The 14,958-nt window shown below is 68.9% G+C and carries 15 protein-coding genes; 11 read left to right on the forward strand and 4 right to left on the reverse strand.

Annotation, left to right across the window (positions count from 1 at the left end):
• Window positions 1-296: 296 nt before the first annotated feature.
• Window positions 297-1,085, reverse strand: a complete 789-nt coding sequence (locus tag ACZ7OI_RS30070) for a crotonase/enoyl-CoA hydratase family protein (RefSeq protein WP_470267490.1) — start codon at window positions 1,083-1,085, stop codon at window positions 297-299.
• Between the two features lie 65 nt (window positions 1,086-1,150).
• On the opposite strand from ACZ7OI_RS30070, the gene ACZ7OI_RS30075 reads away from it, so the two are divergent.
• Window positions 1,151-2,746, forward strand: a complete 1,596-nt coding sequence (locus ACZ7OI_RS30075; protein ID WP_470267491.1) for an acyl-CoA synthetase — start codon at window positions 1,151-1,153, stop codon at window positions 2,744-2,746.
• Between the two features lie 8 nt (window positions 2,747-2,754).
• Entirely contained in the window at window positions 2,755-3,861 is a 1,107-nt protein-coding gene (locus tag ACZ7OI_RS30080; protein ID WP_470236559.1) for an NAD(P)H-dependent flavin oxidoreductase, read from the forward strand.
• Window positions 3,862-3,864: 3 nt separating this feature from the next.
• On the opposite strand, the gene ACZ7OI_RS30085 is transcribed toward ACZ7OI_RS30080, so the two are convergent.
• A complete protein-coding gene (locus ACZ7OI_RS30085) occupies window positions 3,865-4,758 on the reverse strand; it encodes an alpha/beta hydrolase (RefSeq protein WP_470267492.1) in 894 nt (297 codons plus the stop codon).
• Window positions 4,759-4,821: 63 nt separating this feature from the next.
• On the opposite strand from ACZ7OI_RS30085, the gene ACZ7OI_RS30090 reads away from it, so the two are divergent.
• On the forward strand, window positions 4,822-5,283 hold the full coding sequence (locus tag ACZ7OI_RS30090) for a MarR family winged helix-turn-helix transcriptional regulator (protein ID WP_470267493.1): 462 nt from the start codon (window positions 4,822-4,824) through the stop codon (window positions 5,281-5,283).
• A gap of 402 nt (window positions 5,284-5,685) precedes the next feature.
• Here ACZ7OI_RS30090 and ACZ7OI_RS30095 read toward each other — a convergent pair whose 3' ends face one another.
• The gene (locus tag ACZ7OI_RS30095; RefSeq protein ID WP_470267494.1) at window positions 5,686-6,492 is read right to left on the reverse strand and encodes a S1 family peptidase; all 807 of its coding nucleotides are present in this window, start codon (window positions 6,490-6,492) and stop codon (window positions 5,686-5,688) included.
• 294 nt (window positions 6,493-6,786) lie between these two features.
• Window positions 6,787-8,004: an APC family permease gene (locus ACZ7OI_RS30100; protein ID WP_470267495.1), complete on the reverse strand. Its 1,218-nt coding sequence runs from the start codon at window positions 8,002-8,004 to the stop codon at window positions 6,787-6,789.
• A gap of 76 nt (window positions 8,005-8,080) precedes the next feature.
• Here ACZ7OI_RS30100 and ACZ7OI_RS30105 point away from each other — a divergent pair, with 76 nt between their 5' ends.
• The 8 genes from ACZ7OI_RS30105 to ACZ7OI_RS30140 all read left to right on the forward strand — a co-directional run bounded on the left by ACZ7OI_RS30105 (window position 8,081) and on the right by ACZ7OI_RS30140 (window position 14,933).
• Window positions 8,081-8,857 carry a GntR family transcriptional regulator gene (locus ACZ7OI_RS30105; RefSeq protein ID WP_470267496.1) on the forward strand — a complete coding sequence of 259 codons (777 nt, stop codon included), beginning with the start codon at window positions 8,081-8,083 and terminating at the stop codon, window positions 8,855-8,857.
• A 55-nt stretch (window positions 8,858-8,912) separates the two neighbouring features.
• Window positions 8,913-9,293 carry a DoxX family protein gene (locus tag ACZ7OI_RS30110; protein ID WP_470267497.1) on the forward strand — a complete coding sequence of 127 codons (381 nt, stop codon included), beginning with the start codon at window positions 8,913-8,915 and terminating at the stop codon, window positions 9,291-9,293.
• 105 nt (window positions 9,294-9,398) lie between these two features.
• Window positions 9,399-10,517, forward strand: a complete 1,119-nt coding sequence (locus ACZ7OI_RS30115) for a TIGR03364 family FAD-dependent oxidoreductase (RefSeq protein ID WP_470267498.1) — start codon at window positions 9,399-9,401, stop codon at window positions 10,515-10,517.
• A complete protein-coding gene (locus ACZ7OI_RS30120; RefSeq protein ID WP_470267636.1) occupies window positions 10,511-11,203 on the forward strand; it encodes a phosphonatase-like hydrolase in 693 nt (230 codons plus the stop codon). The genes ACZ7OI_RS30115 and ACZ7OI_RS30120 overlap by 7 nt, the downstream gene beginning before the upstream one ends.
• Window positions 11,200-12,234, forward strand: a complete 1,035-nt coding sequence (locus ACZ7OI_RS30125) for a 2-aminoethylphosphonate ABC transporter substrate-binding protein (protein WP_470267499.1) — start codon at window positions 11,200-11,202, stop codon at window positions 12,232-12,234. Before ACZ7OI_RS30120 ends, ACZ7OI_RS30125 begins: the two co-directional genes overlap by 4 nt.
• Window positions 12,231-13,298, forward strand: coding sequence for an ABC transporter ATP-binding protein (locus tag ACZ7OI_RS30130; protein ID WP_470267500.1), 1,068 nt, complete (start codon window positions 12,231-12,233; stop codon window positions 13,296-13,298). The genes ACZ7OI_RS30125 and ACZ7OI_RS30130 overlap by 4 nt, the downstream gene beginning before the upstream one ends.
• A complete protein-coding gene (locus ACZ7OI_RS30135; RefSeq protein WP_470267501.1) occupies window positions 13,295-14,158 on the forward strand; it encodes a 2-aminoethylphosphonate ABC transporter permease subunit in 864 nt (287 codons plus the stop codon). The genes ACZ7OI_RS30130 and ACZ7OI_RS30135 overlap by 4 nt, the downstream gene beginning before the upstream one ends.
• On the forward strand, window positions 14,136-14,933 hold the full coding sequence (locus ACZ7OI_RS30140; RefSeq protein WP_470236576.1) for an ABC transporter permease: 798 nt from the start codon (window positions 14,136-14,138) through the stop codon (window positions 14,931-14,933). Before ACZ7OI_RS30135 ends, ACZ7OI_RS30140 begins: the two co-directional genes overlap by 23 nt.
• Window positions 14,934-14,958: the final 25 nt, after the last annotated feature.

Raw genomic sequence — 14,958 nt, forward strand, 5'->3', positions numbered from 1 at the left:
CCCAGGATCGGTGGTACAGACGGGGTGGGGGTGTTGGTAAGGGCGGGAAAGATGCCTTGACAAGCACCCCCGCGCCGTGTTTTTGGCTTCGTATCGGGGTTGTGGGGGTGTGGGTGCCTTGACGGGGTTGGGTGCGTTGACGGGGTTGGGTGCGTTGGCTGCGGTTGGACGGTGGGGCTGGCGCCCCAATGTCACCGTGGGTGCGTTGCGGCGGCGGGGGTTGGTCGTGAGGGGAGCCCTGAGGGAATCAGATTCCCCCAGGGCTCCCCTCACGGACGTTCGGCGGGTGGTGCGAGTCAGCGGCCTTGGAAATTTGGCTTGCGTTTTTCGGTGAAGGCTTTCGGGCCTTCCTTCGCGTCGGCGGAGGCGAAGACTTCGATGCCGTACTTGGCGTCCAGTTTGAAGGCTTCCTCCTCGTGCATGCCCTCGGTGTCGCGGATGGTCTTGAGGATCGCGCGTATCGCGAGCGGGCCGTTGTCGTTGATCAGTTCAGCGAGTTCCAGCGCGCGAGCCAGCGCTTGACCGTCGGGGACGACGTGGCCCACGAGGCCGATGTCGCGCGCCTCCGCGGCGGTGATGTGCCTGCCGGTGAGAAGGAGGTCGGCGGCGACGGTGTACGGGATCTGCCTGGGCAGCCGCACGGCCGAGCCGCCCATCGGGAACAGGCCCCAGCGGGGTTCGGAGACGCCGAACTTCGCGCTTTCCGCGGCTACCCGGATGTCGGTTCCCTGCAGGATTTCCGTGCCGCCCGCGATGGCCGCGCCCTCGACGGCGGCGATGAGCGGTTTCGTGAGACGCCGGCCCTTCAGCAGGCCCTCGATGCGGCTCGGGTCGAAGGAACCGTTCGAAAACGACTTGTCGGGAGCGTTGCGGGACATGGACTTCAGGTCCGCGCCCGCGCAGAACGCGCCGCCCGCGCCGGTCAGGATGCAGCTGCGCACCTGGTCGTCCGAATCCACTCGGTCCCAGGCCTCGACCATGATCGAAAGCATCTCGCCGGTGAGGGCGTTGCGGGCTTCCGGGCGGTTCATCGTCACCACGAGCGTGTGGCCTTCGAGGCTGACGAGTGCGTGGGGTTCGGCCACCGGGGCCTCCTTAATAACGGGCCGGGGTCATTGCCCAGAACGATAACATGTTCTACTTTGGGTGCGTGGCACTCAACATCGCGGATCTACTCGAGCACGCCGTCGACGCCGTGCCGGAACGCGTCGCGGTCGTGTGCGGCGGACGCCAGGTCACCTTCGCGCAACTGGAGAAGCGCGCGAACCGGCTGGCGCACCATCTGGCCGCGCACGGCGTGGGACCCGGCTCCCACATCGGTGTCTATTCCCGCAACTCCATCGAGGCACTGGAGGTCATGTTCGCCGCGTACAAGCTGCGCGCGATCGCGGTGAACGTGAACTACCGCTACGTCCACGGAGAGCTCCGCTATCTGTTCACCAACGCCGACCTGGTGGCGCTGGTGCACGAGCGGCGCTACTCCGACCGGGTGGCAGCGGTGCTCCCAGAAACGCCAAAACTGAAACACGTTGTAGTCGTCGAGGACGGTTCTGACACCCCGTACGAGACGGGCGTCGAGTACGAGGCGGCGCTCGCGGGCGAGTCGGACGAACGCGACTTCGGCGAGCGCAGCGCCGACGACCTGTACATCCTCTACACCGGCGGCACCACCGGTTATCCCAAGGGCGTGCTGTGGCGGCACGAGGACATCTGGCGCGCGCTGGGCGGCGGCATCAACTTCGTCACCGGCGAGTACGTGCCCGACGAGTGGACGCTCAGCGAACAAGGCAAATCCGGTTCGCTCGTGCGCCTGCCCGCCGCGCCGCTGATCCACGGAGCGGCGCAGTGGGCCGCGTTCGGCGCGCTGTTCACCGGCAGCCCGGTGGTGTTCGTCCCGCAATTCGACGCACACGACGTGTGGCGTGCGGTGCAGGAACACAAGGTGCAGGTGCTGACGATCGTCGGAGACGCGATGGCGCGGCCTCTCGTGGACGCCTACCGCTCCGGCGATTACGACGCGTCGTCGCTCGTCGCCGTGTCCAGCCATGCGGCGCTGTTCTCGCATTCGGTGAAGCAGGAATTCCTGGAAATGCTGCCGAACGTCGTGATCACCGACGCGATCGGCTCGTCGGAGAGCGGGTTCACCGGAATCGGCATGGTGGGCAAGGATTCCGACCATTCCGCGGGTCCGCGCGTGAACTTCGGCAAGGACGCCATCCTGCTCGACGACGACGGCAAGCTGGTCGAACCGAAACCCGGCGCGATCGGGCTGATCGGCCGCCGCGGCCACGTTCCGCTCGGCTATTACGGCGACCCGGAGAAAAGCCGCACCATCTTCACCGAGATCGACGGTGTCCGCTACGTCGTGCCCGGCGACTACGCACGCTACGAGGAAGACGGCACGGTTACGTTGCTGGGCCGGGGATCGCAGTGCGTGAACACCGGCGGCGAAAAGGTGTATCCGGAAGAAGTCGAGGGCGCGCTGAAATCGCACCCGGACGTTTTCGACGCTCTGGTCATCGGCATCCCGGACGACCGGCTCGGCCAGCGTGTCGCCGCCGTCGTCCAGCCCCGCCCCGGCGTGCAGCCGGATCTGGCTGCCCTGGAAGCGCACGTGCGGACCGAAGTCGCCGGGTACAAGGTGCCGCGAACGGTGTGGCTGGCCGAGGAAATCGGCCGTTCGCCGAGCGGAAAGCCGGATTATCCGTGGGCCCAGCGGTACGCCGCCGAACACGAACCCGCCTAGGAGGGCGCATGCGCACATCGTTGTGCGACCGGTTCGGCATCGAGGTGCCGATCTTCGGATTCACCCCGTCGGAACACGTCGCGGCGGCGATCAGCCGTGCGGGCGGCATGGGCGTGCTGGGCTGCGTCCGGTTCAACGACGCCGCCGAGCTTGACTCGGTGCTGTCCTGGATGGACGAAAACACCGACGGGAAGCCTTACGGCGTCGACATCGTGATGCCGGCGAAGATCCCTTCCGAAGGCACCCAGACCGACCTGAACGAGCTGATCCCGCCGGGACACCGCGCGTTTGTCGATAAAGTGCTGAAGGACCTCGCGGTCCCGCCGCTGCCCGACGACACCGACGAACGAGCCGGCGTTCTCGGCTGGCTGCACTCAGTCGCCCGGTCCCATGTGGATGTCGCGCTGAACCACCGGATCAGCCTGATCGCCAACGCGCTGGGCTCGCCCCCGACCGACGTCATCACCCGCGCCCACGACGCGGGCGTCCCGGTGGCGGCGCTGGCGGGCAAGGGCTCGCACGCCGCCCGCCACGTCGACAACGGCGTGGATCTCGTTGTCGCGCAAGGACATGAGGCAGGCGGCCACACCGGCGAAATCGCGACCATGGTGCTGGTCCCGGAAATCGTCGACGCCGTCGGCGACCGCGCCCCGGTGCTGGCGGCCGGAGGCATCGGCTCCGGCCGCCAGGTCGCCGCCGCACTGGCCTTGGGCGCTTCGGGCGCGTGGATGGGTTCGTACTGGCTCGCGACGCAGGAGTACCTGCAAACGATGCCCGAATCGGAGGCGATGCAGAACGCCCTGGTGGAAGCGACCTCCGCGGACACCGTGCGGACCCGGATCTACACCGGCAAACCGGCTCGCCTGCTGAAGACCCGCTGGACGGAAGCGTGGGCCGCGCCGGGCGCGCCGGAACCGTTGCCGATGCCGTTGCAGAACCTGCTGGTTTCCCACGCGCACAACCGGATCCACGCCGCCGCGGACCCGTCGGTGGTGTCGATGCCGGTGGGCCAGATCGTCGGCAGGATGAACCGGGTCCGCCCGGTGGCCGAGGTGATGGCGGATCTGGTGCAGGGATTCGAGGAGACGGTGTCCCGGTTGGACAAGATCCGCTGAGCGTCAGGCGAGGCGCTGCTTGATGAAGAGGGCGGCCCGGTCAAGGGCTTGCCCTGCTTCGTCGAGGGTGTCGGTGAAGGCGGGGAAGACGTGCGGGACGTCGGCGGTGATGTCGAGGATGACGTCGACGTCCGCGTCGCGCGCGCGTGCCGCCAGCCGGACTGAGTCGTCCAGCAGGATTTCGTTCCCGCCGACCTGCAGCAGGATCGGCGGGAAGCCGGTCAGGTCCGCGTGGACCGCCGGGGCGAGCAGCGGCTGGGCGGGATCCGCGCCCGCCAGGTACAGCTCGCCGGTGTGGCCCATGCTTTCCCTGGTGAAGAAGGGGTCGACGCCCTCCTTCGTCACCATGGACGCCCCGGAGCGGGTGTGGTCGAGCCCCGGCGAGAACGCGACGATCCCGGCGGGCATCGGCAGTCCCGCGTCGCGCGCGGCGAGGGTGGTGGTGACGGAGAGGCCGCCGCCCGCGGAGTCGCCGGCGAAGACGATCGAGGCCGGGTCGTTGTCTTCCAGGAGGCTGCGGTAGGCGGCGAGACAGTCTTCGATCCCGGCCGGGAACGGGTGCTCGGGCGCGAGCCGGTAGTCCAGTGACAGCGCGCGGATTCCGGTGCGCTGGACCAGGTTCGCCGTCAGCGCCATCGCCGTGTGCGGCGAGCCCAGCGAGAACGATCCGCCGTGGAAGTACAGGATCGTGCCCGGCCGCGGGGTGGTCGGCGGCTCGACGAGAACGGCCGGCCGCCCGGCGAGCGTGGCTCTAGTCTGCCGCGGCCCGGCAGGGACGGGGAACTGGCTCATCATCGCGGCGAACCCGGCCCGCATCTGCTCGACCGACAACGGTTCGGACCCCTGCGGCGCCTGTCGCAGCTGCTGGTCCAGCGCGCGGCGTTGTTCCCTGCTCATCTGCTCTCCCCTGAAGATTCTGCGGAAGTATATTCCGAGGCATGTAATGCTAGACTATATGCCGTGGAAGGTACTTCGGCAAACGAGCAGCTCTTCGACCATCTGGTGCGGTGCGAGACCCGGATCTACAACGCACTGGGGGAGCGGCTCAAGGCCGAGCACGGGATCGTCGCGTCGCAGTTCGAGTTCCTGCGGTACCTGGGGCAGCATCCGCAGTCGCGGGTCGCGGACATCGCGGTGAACTTCGCCATCGGGATCGGGGCGACGAGCAAGGGCATCGACCGGCTCGAAGCGCGCGGCTGGGTGCGCCGGGTGCCGAACCCGGAGGACCGGCGGTCGTCGCTGGTCGAGCTGACGCCGAGCGGGCGGGATCTGGCCGGGGCGGCGGAGGAGACTTTCCGGGCGCAGCTCGAGGCGTTGATCGGCTCGGTGGTGGGCGAGGAACAGGCCGAGACGGTGATTTCGGTGCTGGCTGCGTTGCGGGGGGCGTTGGAGGAGCGGAACGTCGGGCTTCCGGCGGGTTAGGCGAATGGCCGTGCGGGTTCTGGCGGTGGGGATCTGGAGCTGATCGGTCCTTGTCGCGGTCAGGCGCGCTGGGGGCCAGAGCGCGACGGTGCCCAGTGGCCCGGCCTAGTGGCGCGAGGCGGCTCGGCGACGCGGCGCGGCGAGGCCCGGCGGCACCGCGTAATGGTGCGGCCTAGTGGTGCGAGGCTCGGCTCTGCCCGGCGGCACGGCTCAGTGGTGCGACCCGGCCCGGATGACCTCAGCCGCATCCCGGAGAACGTCCCCGAGGCACGCCTGCCGGTGTTTCGCGCGCGGCGTTCTCCCGATCCGACTTCATCCGACTCCATCCAAGTGCGCCGGAAACCCCGCACCAAGCCGGATGCGGAAACCCCAGCGGAGTCCCGCACCCGGCTCGGCGCTAGGTCAGATCTTCCCGGCCGCCGCGGCGATGTCCGAGGCGAACGAGCTCACCTCCGTGTACACGCCGGGCGCGTGTGCCCTGGCGCAGCCGTCTCCCCAGCTGACGATGCCCACCTGGATCCATTCGCCCGCTCCGTCGCGGCGGAACATCGGGCCTCCGGAGTCGCCCTGGCAGGTGTCGACGCCGCCGGTGTCGAGCTTGCCCGCGCACAGTTCCGCGTCCGGTTTCAGGTCGGCGTAGTCGCCGCCCTGGGACTGGCACGTCGAGTCGTCCACGAACGGGACCTCGGCCTTCAGCAGGTAGCGCTGCTGCGCGCCGCCTTCCTGGGCCGCGCCCCAGCCGGCGATGGTGAAGGTGCCGGAGTTGTTGTCGGCGTTCTTCGCGATCGGCAGGGTCGGGATGCCGCTCACCGGGCTCGCCAGCTTGATCAGCGCCCAGTCGCCGCCGGTGGAGTCGTACGTCGGGGAGCGGTAGACGTAGGTCGAGCGCACCTTTTTCGCGCTCGAACTCTGCAGGTCGACCACTCCGAGCGTCGCGGTGATCGACGAGTCTGCTCCGGTGCGGTCAACGCAGTGCGCGGCGGTCAGCACGAGCTGATCGGTGTACAGCGCACCGCCGCAGCCCATCGAAAGCCGGACCATCCACGGGAATTCCCCCTGGCTGGCGCGAGTTCCGCCGACGACCTGAGGCTCCGCGCCCGGCGTCGGCGTCGACGCCACGGCTGGCGTCGCGAACCCGGCGGCGGCCGCGAGTGCTGCCGCGCCTGCCAGGACTCGCGTGAGCATGCTGAAGTTTCGCTTGTCGGCCAAGGGGATTGTCCTTCCGGTGTCCACTGTGGAGCTTCCGCTCCCTGGGGCGGGGAGGTGTCGTGCGGTGACGAATCGACTACACCAGAGCGGCGGTAAGTGGACAACCAACTTTCTTCGGATCTTTCGGATTCTTCACCGGATCCGGCAGATTTCGCCGCGTATCGCGACGGTAAAAAGCAGCCTTGACCTGGGGGCGTGTGAATATCGGAGTAACCGGTCGAGTGCGGAGCGAGGGGGACTTTCGCGCACCGGACGCAGCGGCACCGGCTGGAACCCGTGCCAGAGAACGAAAACTCAGCGCACAGCCCCTCGGCGACGCACCAAGTACGCCACCACGCCCAGCCCCAGCACCAAACACCCGCTGAGCACCGAAGCGAGCGGCAAGCTGAACGCCAGCACCGCACACCCCGCCAACCCGCCGGCCGCGACCACCTTCGGCGCGGCCCCTTCGTCCCGGCGCAGCGTCAGCGCGGAAGCATTCGCCACCGCGTAATACGCGAGCACCGCGAACGACGAAAACCCGATCGCACCACGCAAATCCGTCGTCGTGGCCAGCGCTGCGACCACCGCGCCAATCGTCAGCTCAGCCCGGTGCGGCACCGAAAACCGCGGGTGCACCGCGGTCAGAAACCGCGGCAGATGCCCGTCCCGCGCCATCGCTAGCGTCGTCCGCGAAACGCCCAGCACCAACGCCAGCAAAGATCCCAACGCGGCCACCACCGCGCCGACGCGAACCACCGGCGACAGCCACGGCACGGCGGAAGCGAGCGGATCGGGACTCTCGCCGATCCCGGCCGGCCCCAATGTCACCAGCAGCACCACGGCCACGACGGCGTACACCACGAGAGTCAGCCCTAAAGCGAGCGGAATCGCCCGCGGAATCGTGCGGGCCGGGTCGCGGACCTCTTCCCCGAGAGTGGCCAATCGGGCGTAACCGGCGAACGCGAAGAACAGCAATCCGGCCGCTTCGAGCACCCCGCCGCCGTGGAACGGAGTCCACGGGGAAACGTGCGTGCCGGAAAAACCGAAAACCGCGACCAGGGCGAGCACCACCAGGGTAATGCAGACGATCACCCGAGTCGCCAAAGCGGACCGGTGCACACCCAGGTAATTCACGCCGGTGACCAAGCCGATCACGCCCACCGCGAGCAAGCTCCGCCAAGGCTGCCCGAGTCCGGGAGCGGCATACGCGACAACGGTCAGCGTCATCGCCGCGCAGCTCGCCGTTTTCCCGGCGACGAATCCCCAACCCGCTATGTATCCCCAAAATTCACCGAGCCGAGCGCGTCCGTACACATAAGTGCCACCGGATTCCGGATACAGCGCGGCAAGCCGGGCGGAAGAAGTCGCGTTGCAGTAGGCGACTAACGCGGCCACGGCGAGCGCGGGCAGCAATCCCGAACCCGCGGCGCGCGCGGCGGGAGCGAACGCGGCGAAAACGCCCGCGCCGATCATCGAACCGAGTCCGATGAATACGGCGTCAGCGAGGCCTAACCGGCGGGCCAAAGGCATTGCGGGGGTCCTCCCGTGGGTTCAGTTCGCGACACAGCGAACCACGCGCCGCGCGTCTGGCATAGGCTCGGGTCTCGTGCCCACGCCTTCGCCGCTGTCCCGCCTGTCCGCCGACGGACCGGTCCGCGACGGCATCCCGGATCACGGCCGAGTGCCGCGCTACTACGCCGTGAAGGTCGAACTGCTGGCCGTCATCGCCGAATTGGGCGAAGGCAGCGCGCTGCCGACGGAACGCGAGCTGTGCGAGCGGTTCGAGGTGTCCCGCGCGACAGTCCGGCAGGCCGTGGGCGAGCTGGTGCTCGAAGGCAGGCTGTCGCGACGGCAGGGGAGCGGCACGTACGTCGCCGCGCCGAAGCTGGTCCAGCCGCTCGCGCTCGTCAGCTACACCGAAGGCCTGCGCCGCCAAGGCATCCGGCCCGGTCGCACGCTGATCACGCTCGAACGCCGTGCCGCGGGCACCGGATTGGCCGCCGACCTGCACATCGAACCGGCCGCCGAGGTGATTCACCTGGAGCGCGTGCTGCTCGCCGACGACGAGCGCGTCGGCCTCGAATCGACCTTCCTCCGCGCCGACAAGTTCCCCACGCTGCCGGAGGATTTCGACCCGGAGCAGTCGCTGTACGCGTTCCTGCGCGACGAACTGGGCGTGGTCTTCGAGGGGGCGGAAGAGCGCGTGGAGACCGTGCTCGCGACACCCCGCGAGGCGCTGCTCATCGGCACGAACCCGGCTCTGCCGATGCTGCTGATGCACCGCGTGTCGTGGGGTCCGGACGGCGAGCCGTTCGAGCGCGTCCGGTCGCTCTACCGCGGTGACCGGCTGAGTTTCGTCACGCGACTGAGCCGCGTCGAGTAGCTGTCACATCCGGCGCCGCCGGTTCGTTCCCTCTGCATCGAACGGAGGGACAACCATGGACATCGCACTGTGGACCGCCCAGGCGGCTCTCGCCCTGCTCTTCGCTCTGTCCGGCGTGCTGAAGTCGACGATGTCGCGGGAACGGCTGATCGAGACCGGGCAAACCGGGGTGGCCGCGTATCCGATGCCGGTCGTGCGCTTCGCCGCGATCTGCGAACTCGCCGCGGTCGCCGGTCTGATCCTGCCGAGGCTGACCGGGATCGCGCCGGTGCTCACCGGGTGGGCGGCGGTCGGCCTGGCGGTGGTGATGGTGGGCGCGATGGCGGGGCACTGGCGGCTGGCCGTCACTGAGCACCGGCCGGCGGAGTACCGCAACGTCGCGGCGAATGTCGTGATCCTGGCGGTATGCGTGTTCGTCGCCGCGGGCCGGTTGTGAAGATAACAGAACAGTAACTCATCCGGTCCAATATTCGAGGCTGCTTCACCTGGCGTTCCCCGTGCCGACAGGCTCCGTTGAGCGCGGGCGGCGACTGTTGCGGCCGTGCGAATCATCATCGTTGGCGGCGGCGTGCTCGGCACGCAGCACGCCTGGCAGGCCGTGGAACGCGGCCACGAAGTGCTCCAGCTCGAACGGGAGCCGGAGGCGCGCGGAGCGTCCGTCCGGAACTTCGGGCTGGTCTGGGTCGGCGGCCGCGCTGCCGGTCCGGAGCTGGAGACGGCGGTGCGCGCCCGGGAGCTGTGGGAGCGAATCGGCGAACGCGTGCCCGCGCTGGGTTTTCGGCCGAACGGTTCGCTGACGGTCGTCCGGACAGACGCCGAGCTGGCTGTGGCGCAGGAGGTGGTCTCCGGGCCGGAGGCGGCTGAGCGCGGCTTCAAACTCCTCGACGCGAACGAGACCCGGGCGCTGAACCCAGCTTTGCGCGGCAATTTCGCTGGAGCGTTGTGGTGCGAGCGCGACGCGGCGGTCGAACCTCGGACCGCACAGCCTGCGCTCCGCGAAGCGCTCAAAGCGAGTGGCCGTTACCAGTGGTTGCCGGGCCGTGAGGTGCGGAACCTGACCGAGAACGGCGTCGTCGACGACCACGGCGAGCGCCACTATGGCGACGTCGTGGTGTTCTGCACCGGCGCGTGGCTCGGCGGGCTGGTCCGCGAGATCGCGGGCGAGATCCCGGTGCGGCGGGTCCGGTTGCAGATGGCGCAGACCGAACCGCTGGACGAGCCGTTGCCCACCAGCGTCGCGGACGGCGACAGCTTCCGGTACTACCCGGCCTACCGCGGCGCGGCGCTCGACGCGATGAACGAAGGCCAGCCGCAGAGCGAAATCGCCGCGCAGAACGCGATGCAGCTGCTGATGGTGCAGCGTCGCGACGGCTCGCTCACCATCGGCGACACGCACGAGTACGCGCAGCCGTTCTCCTTCGACGTCACCGAAGACCCCTATGAACACCTCGCCGAAGTGGCGGGCGCGCTGCTCGGCCGTCCGCTGCCGCGGATCCGCCGCCGCTGGGCCGGCGTTTACGCGCAGGCAACCGACAAAACCGCGGTGGTGCACCGGGAACGGTTGTCCGGCAACGCTTTCCTCGTCACTGGCCCGGGCGGCCGGGGGATGACTTGCTCGCCCGCAATCGCCGAAGACACCGCAAAGGAGCTGGACTGGTGACCACCGAACTCGTCGTGCTCGACATGGCCGGAACCACCGTCGCGGACGACGGACTGGTCGAACGCGCCTTCACCGCCGCGATCGCTGCCGCTGGAGTGTCCGAAGAGGACGAACGGTACGCCGGAATGCTCGACTACGTCCGGGAAACCATGGGCCAGTCGAAGATCACCGTGTTCCGCGCGCTGCTGGGCGACGAAGACCTCGCTCAGCGCGCGAACGCCGAATTCGAAGGCTCGTACGGACGTCTGGTCGCGGCGGGGGAGTGCAAGCCGATCCCCGGCGCTGAGGAAACCATCCGCGGCCTGCGGGAGAAGGGCGTCCGCGTCGCGCTGACCACCGGCTTCGCGCCCACGACTCAGCGCGCGCTGCTGGACGCGCTGGGCTGGCACGACCTCGCCGACCTCGCGCTCGCGCCCGGCGACGGCGTGCGCGGCCGTCCGTATCCCGACTTGATCCTCGCTGTCGCACTGAAGCTGAAAGTCACCGATGTCCGCAACATCGCGGTAGTCGGCGACACCCCCACTGATGTCCGCACCGGCCTCGCTGCCGGCGCCGGAATCGTCGCCGGAGTGCTCACCGGCGCCGGCAACCGCGGCGAACTGGAAGCCGCGCGCGCCACCCACGTTCTCGACTCCGTCTCCGCCCTCCCCTCCGTGCTCGATCTCGAAGGAGCCACCCAGTCATGAGAATCCGGAAAGCGACCGTCGTCGCTCTTGTCGCTACCCTGGCCGGCCTGCTGTCCGCGTGCGGCGGCACGGCGGGCGGCGCGTCCGGCGACCAGACCGTCACCGTGTACACCGCGGATGGCCTTGAAGACTGGTACACCGCGCGGTTCGCCGAGTTCAAGCAGCAGACCGGGATCACCGTCCAGGCGGTCACCGCCGGGTCCGCCGAGGTCGTTTCGCGGGTGGGCAAGGAAAAGGCCAACACCCAGGCCGACGTCCTGGTGACGCTCCCGCCGTTCGTGCAGCAGGCGGCGAAGGAAGGCCTGCTCGCGGCGTCCGCGCCGAAGGGCGTCGACCAGGTTCCGGCCGCGCAGAAGGACCCGCAGGGCCGCTACTACGCGATGATGAACAACTACCTCAGCTTCATCTACAACCCGCAGCAGGCGAACCCGGCCCCGAAGACCTGGAACGACCTCCTCGACCCGAAGTACAAGGGCAAGCTCCAGTACTCGACGCCCGGCGAGGCGGGCGACGGCACCGCGGTGCTGCTGCAGGCCCAGCACGTGTTCGGCGACCAGGGCGCGCTCGAATACCTCGGCAAGCTGCAGGCGAACAACGTCGGGCCGTCCTCGTCCACCGGCAAGCTGCAGCCGAAGGTCGCGAAGGGCGAAGTGCTCGTCGCGAACGGAGACCTGCAGATGAACCTCGCCGAGATCGACAAGAGCGGAGGGTTCTCGGTGTTCTTCCCGGCTGACGCGCAGGGAAAGCGCTCCACCTTCGCGCTGCCGTACTTCGCCGGTCTGGTCAACAACGCGCCGCATTCGGACAACGCCCGCAAGCTGCTCGACTTCCTGTTCTCGCCGGAAACCCAGGCGAAGGCCAGCGACGCGTACGGCATCCCGGCCCGCTCCGACGTCAAGCCGCAGGGTCCCAAGGCGGAAAAGATCACCGCCGCGATGTCCGGAGTGGACATGTGGACCCCGGACTGGAACTCCGTCCTCGGCCGTCTCGACGCCGACCTCGCCGCGTACCGGAAGGCCACCGGGCAGTGACTCCGGCAGTAGAGTTCCGCGGCGTATCCGTCCACTTCGGAGCGACGCAAGCGCTTGCCCCGCTCGATCTTTCGGTAGCGCGCGGCGAAACGCTGGCGCTGCTGGGACCGTCCGGCTCCGGCAAGTCGACCGCGCTCAAGGCGCTCGCCGGTTTCCTCCGGCCGAGCGCCGGACGGGTGCTGCTCGACGGCCAGGACGTCACCGATCTGCCTCCGCACCGGCGTGGCCTCGGCGTGGTGGTGCAGAGTTACGCGCTTTTCCCGCACCAGCGGGTCGCCGACAATGTCGCGTTTGGACTGAGGGCGCGGAAGATGCGCCGGACGGACGTGACGAAGCGCGTCGGCGAGGTGCTGGAACTGGTCGGGATGAGCGAGTACGCGCGCCGGTATCCCCGTGAGCTGTCCGGCGGGCAGCAGCAACGGGTCGCGTTGGCGCGGGCGCTGGCGATCCGGCCGAACGTGCTGCTGCTCGACGAGCCGCTGTCCGCATTGGACGCCGCGCTGCGCGAGGACATGGTCGTGGAATTGCTGCGGCTGCGCGCCGAATTGCCGGACACCACGCTGATCTACGTCACGCACGATCAGAGCGAAGCGCTCGCGCTCGCTGACCGGATCGCGGTGCTGCGCGACTCCCGGCTGGTCGAACTCGGTCCGTGCGAACAGCTTTACCGCCGTCCGGCCACCGAGTTCACCGCGAGCTTCCTCGGCGCGGCGAACCTGATCCCGGTCGAATTGGTGCGCGCGGACGGGTCGGTCGCGACGGTCCGGCTGGCCGGGCGTGAGCTGTCCGCCGAACCGTCCGGCACGCTCCAGCCGGAGCGGCCGGTGGCGCTGGGCGTGCGACCGCACCGGATTTCGGTCGGCGAACCCGGGCCGGACACCTTTCCGGCACTCGTGCGCGGCGTGCAGTGGCGCGGTTCCGGATACCGGCTCGATCTGCGGCTCACCGATGAGGTCTGCGACATCCGCGCCGAGGTGCCCGACAGCCCGGTGCTGCCCGCGGTCGGCGACCGCGTCGGAGTGTCCATTCCGGACGGTTGCCCGCTGGTGGGGGTGGGCGGATGACCGGCCTCGCCCTCGGCACCGCCGCGCTCGCCCCAGCGCGTCGCGGCACGCGGCCCCGCCGGTACCGGGTCGGCTGGCTGCTCCCGCCAGCGATCGTGGTCGCCGGGTTCTTCGGCTATCCGCTGGTGCTGGTGATTCTGCAGTCGTTCACCGCGCAGGACGGCAGTTTCGGCCTTTCGGTGTGGACGCAAGTGCTGTCGTCGCCGGAATTCGGCCGAGCGGTGTGGCAGACGGTGTTGCTGGCCTTGGGTTCCACCGTCGGCTGCGTGCTGCTCGGTGGCTTTCTCGCACTGGTTGTCGCGTTCGTCCCGTTCCCCGGCGCGACGCTGCTGGCCCGGCTGGTCGACACGGTGCTGGCGTTCCCGTCGTTCTTGATCGCGCTGGCCTTCACGTTCCTTTACGGCGGCGCGGGAGTCTTTGGTACCGCAGGGTTTCTGTACTCGCCGTGGGGCGTGCTGCTGGCTGAAATCACCTTCTACACACCGTTCGTGATGCGGCCCGCACTCGCCGCGTTCAGCCAAGTTCCGTCGGCACAACTAGATGTTGCGGCGAGTCTCGGAGCACGGCCGGGCCGGGTGCTGTGGCGGGTAGTGCTGCCGGAAGCGTTGCCGTCGCTCGCATCCGGCGCGTGCCTGGTGCTGCTGCTGACGATGAACGAGTTCGGCATCGTACTGTTCCTCGGTGCCAAGGGCGTATCGACGTTGCCGATGCTGGTCTACGGCAAGGGAATCGTCACGTTCGACTTCCCGGCGGCTTCGGTGGTCGCGGTGGTGAACGTGGTGCTGTCGCTGGTGCTCTACACGGTGTACCGGCGAGTGGTCGGGAGAGGAGGCCGTCGTGCTGCTGTGGACGCGGCGTAGCCGGTTGCTGGTATGGCTGGTCTTCGGCGTGGTTTTCCTCGGGGTAGTGGCCGCGCCGCTGGTGATGATCGTGCTGGCGTCGTTCGCCGGGAGCTGGACGGGCGTGCTGCCCAGCGGGCTGACCGGGGCGCATTACGCCGAAGCGCTGTCCGGCGAGACGTTCGCGAGCCTGTCGGTGAGCATCCAGACCGGCGTGATCACGTCGCTGGTCTCGGTGGTGATCGGAACCTGGGCCGCGCTGGCCGTCGACCACGCGCCGCCGCGGCTGCGCCGGATCGCGGATTCGCTGTTCCATCTGCCGATCGCGGTGCCGTCGGTGGTGCTGGGGCTGGCGTTGCTGATCGCGTTCAGCCGTCCGCCGGTGGCGTTCAACGGCACGCGCTGGATCGTCCTCGCCGGACACCTGATGATCCTGCTGCCCTTCGCGTACAGCACGGTTTCCGCCGCGCTGCAACGAGTTGACCCGCTGCTCGCGCAGGCCGCGGCGAGTCTCGGCGCGCGTCCGTTGCGGGTGCTGCTGCGGGTCCGGTTGCCGGTGCTGTTGCCCGCGATGTCGGCTTCGGCCGGTTTGGCGCTGGCGATGTCGATGGGCGAATTGGGCGCGACGATGATGCTTTATCCGCCCGACTGGCGGACGCTCCCGGCGACCATTTTCTCCCTTACCGACCGGGGACAGGTGTTTCTCGCGTCGGCGAGCACGGTGCTGTTGCTGGTGGTGACGCTGGCCGGGGTGGTGCTGCTGGGGCTGGTGCGGGGGAAGGCTTCCGCCCGGTGAAATAGTTTTCGCGCGCTGATGCAAC

It is taken from the genome of Amycolatopsis sp. NPDC114503 (assembly GCF_055633655.1).

Excerpts from the sequence above, each read along its gene's own strand:
- ACZ7OI_RS30080 (WP_470236559.1), top strand. The coding sequence starts at position 2,755 with ATGCGCACATCGTTGTGCGACCGGTTCGGCATCGAGGTGCCGATCTTC.
- ACZ7OI_RS30085 (WP_470267492.1), bottom strand. The coding sequence starts at position 4,758 with ATGAGCAGGGAACAACGCCGCGCGCTGGACCAGCAGCTGCGACAGGCG.
- ACZ7OI_RS30100 (WP_470267495.1), bottom strand. The coding sequence starts at position 8,004 with ATGCCTTTGGCCCGCCGGTTAGGCCTCGCTGACGCCGTATTCATCGGA.
- ACZ7OI_RS30110 (WP_470267497.1), top strand. The coding sequence starts at position 8,913 with ATGGACATCGCACTGTGGACCGCCCAGGCGGCTCTCGCCCTGCTCTTC.
- ACZ7OI_RS30125 (WP_470267499.1), top strand. The coding sequence starts at position 11,200 with ATGAGAATCCGGAAAGCGACCGTCGTCGCTCTTGTCGCTACCCTGGCC.
- ACZ7OI_RS30135 (WP_470267501.1), top strand. The coding sequence starts at position 13,295 with ATGACCGGCCTCGCCCTCGGCACCGCCGCGCTCGCCCCAGCGCGTCGC.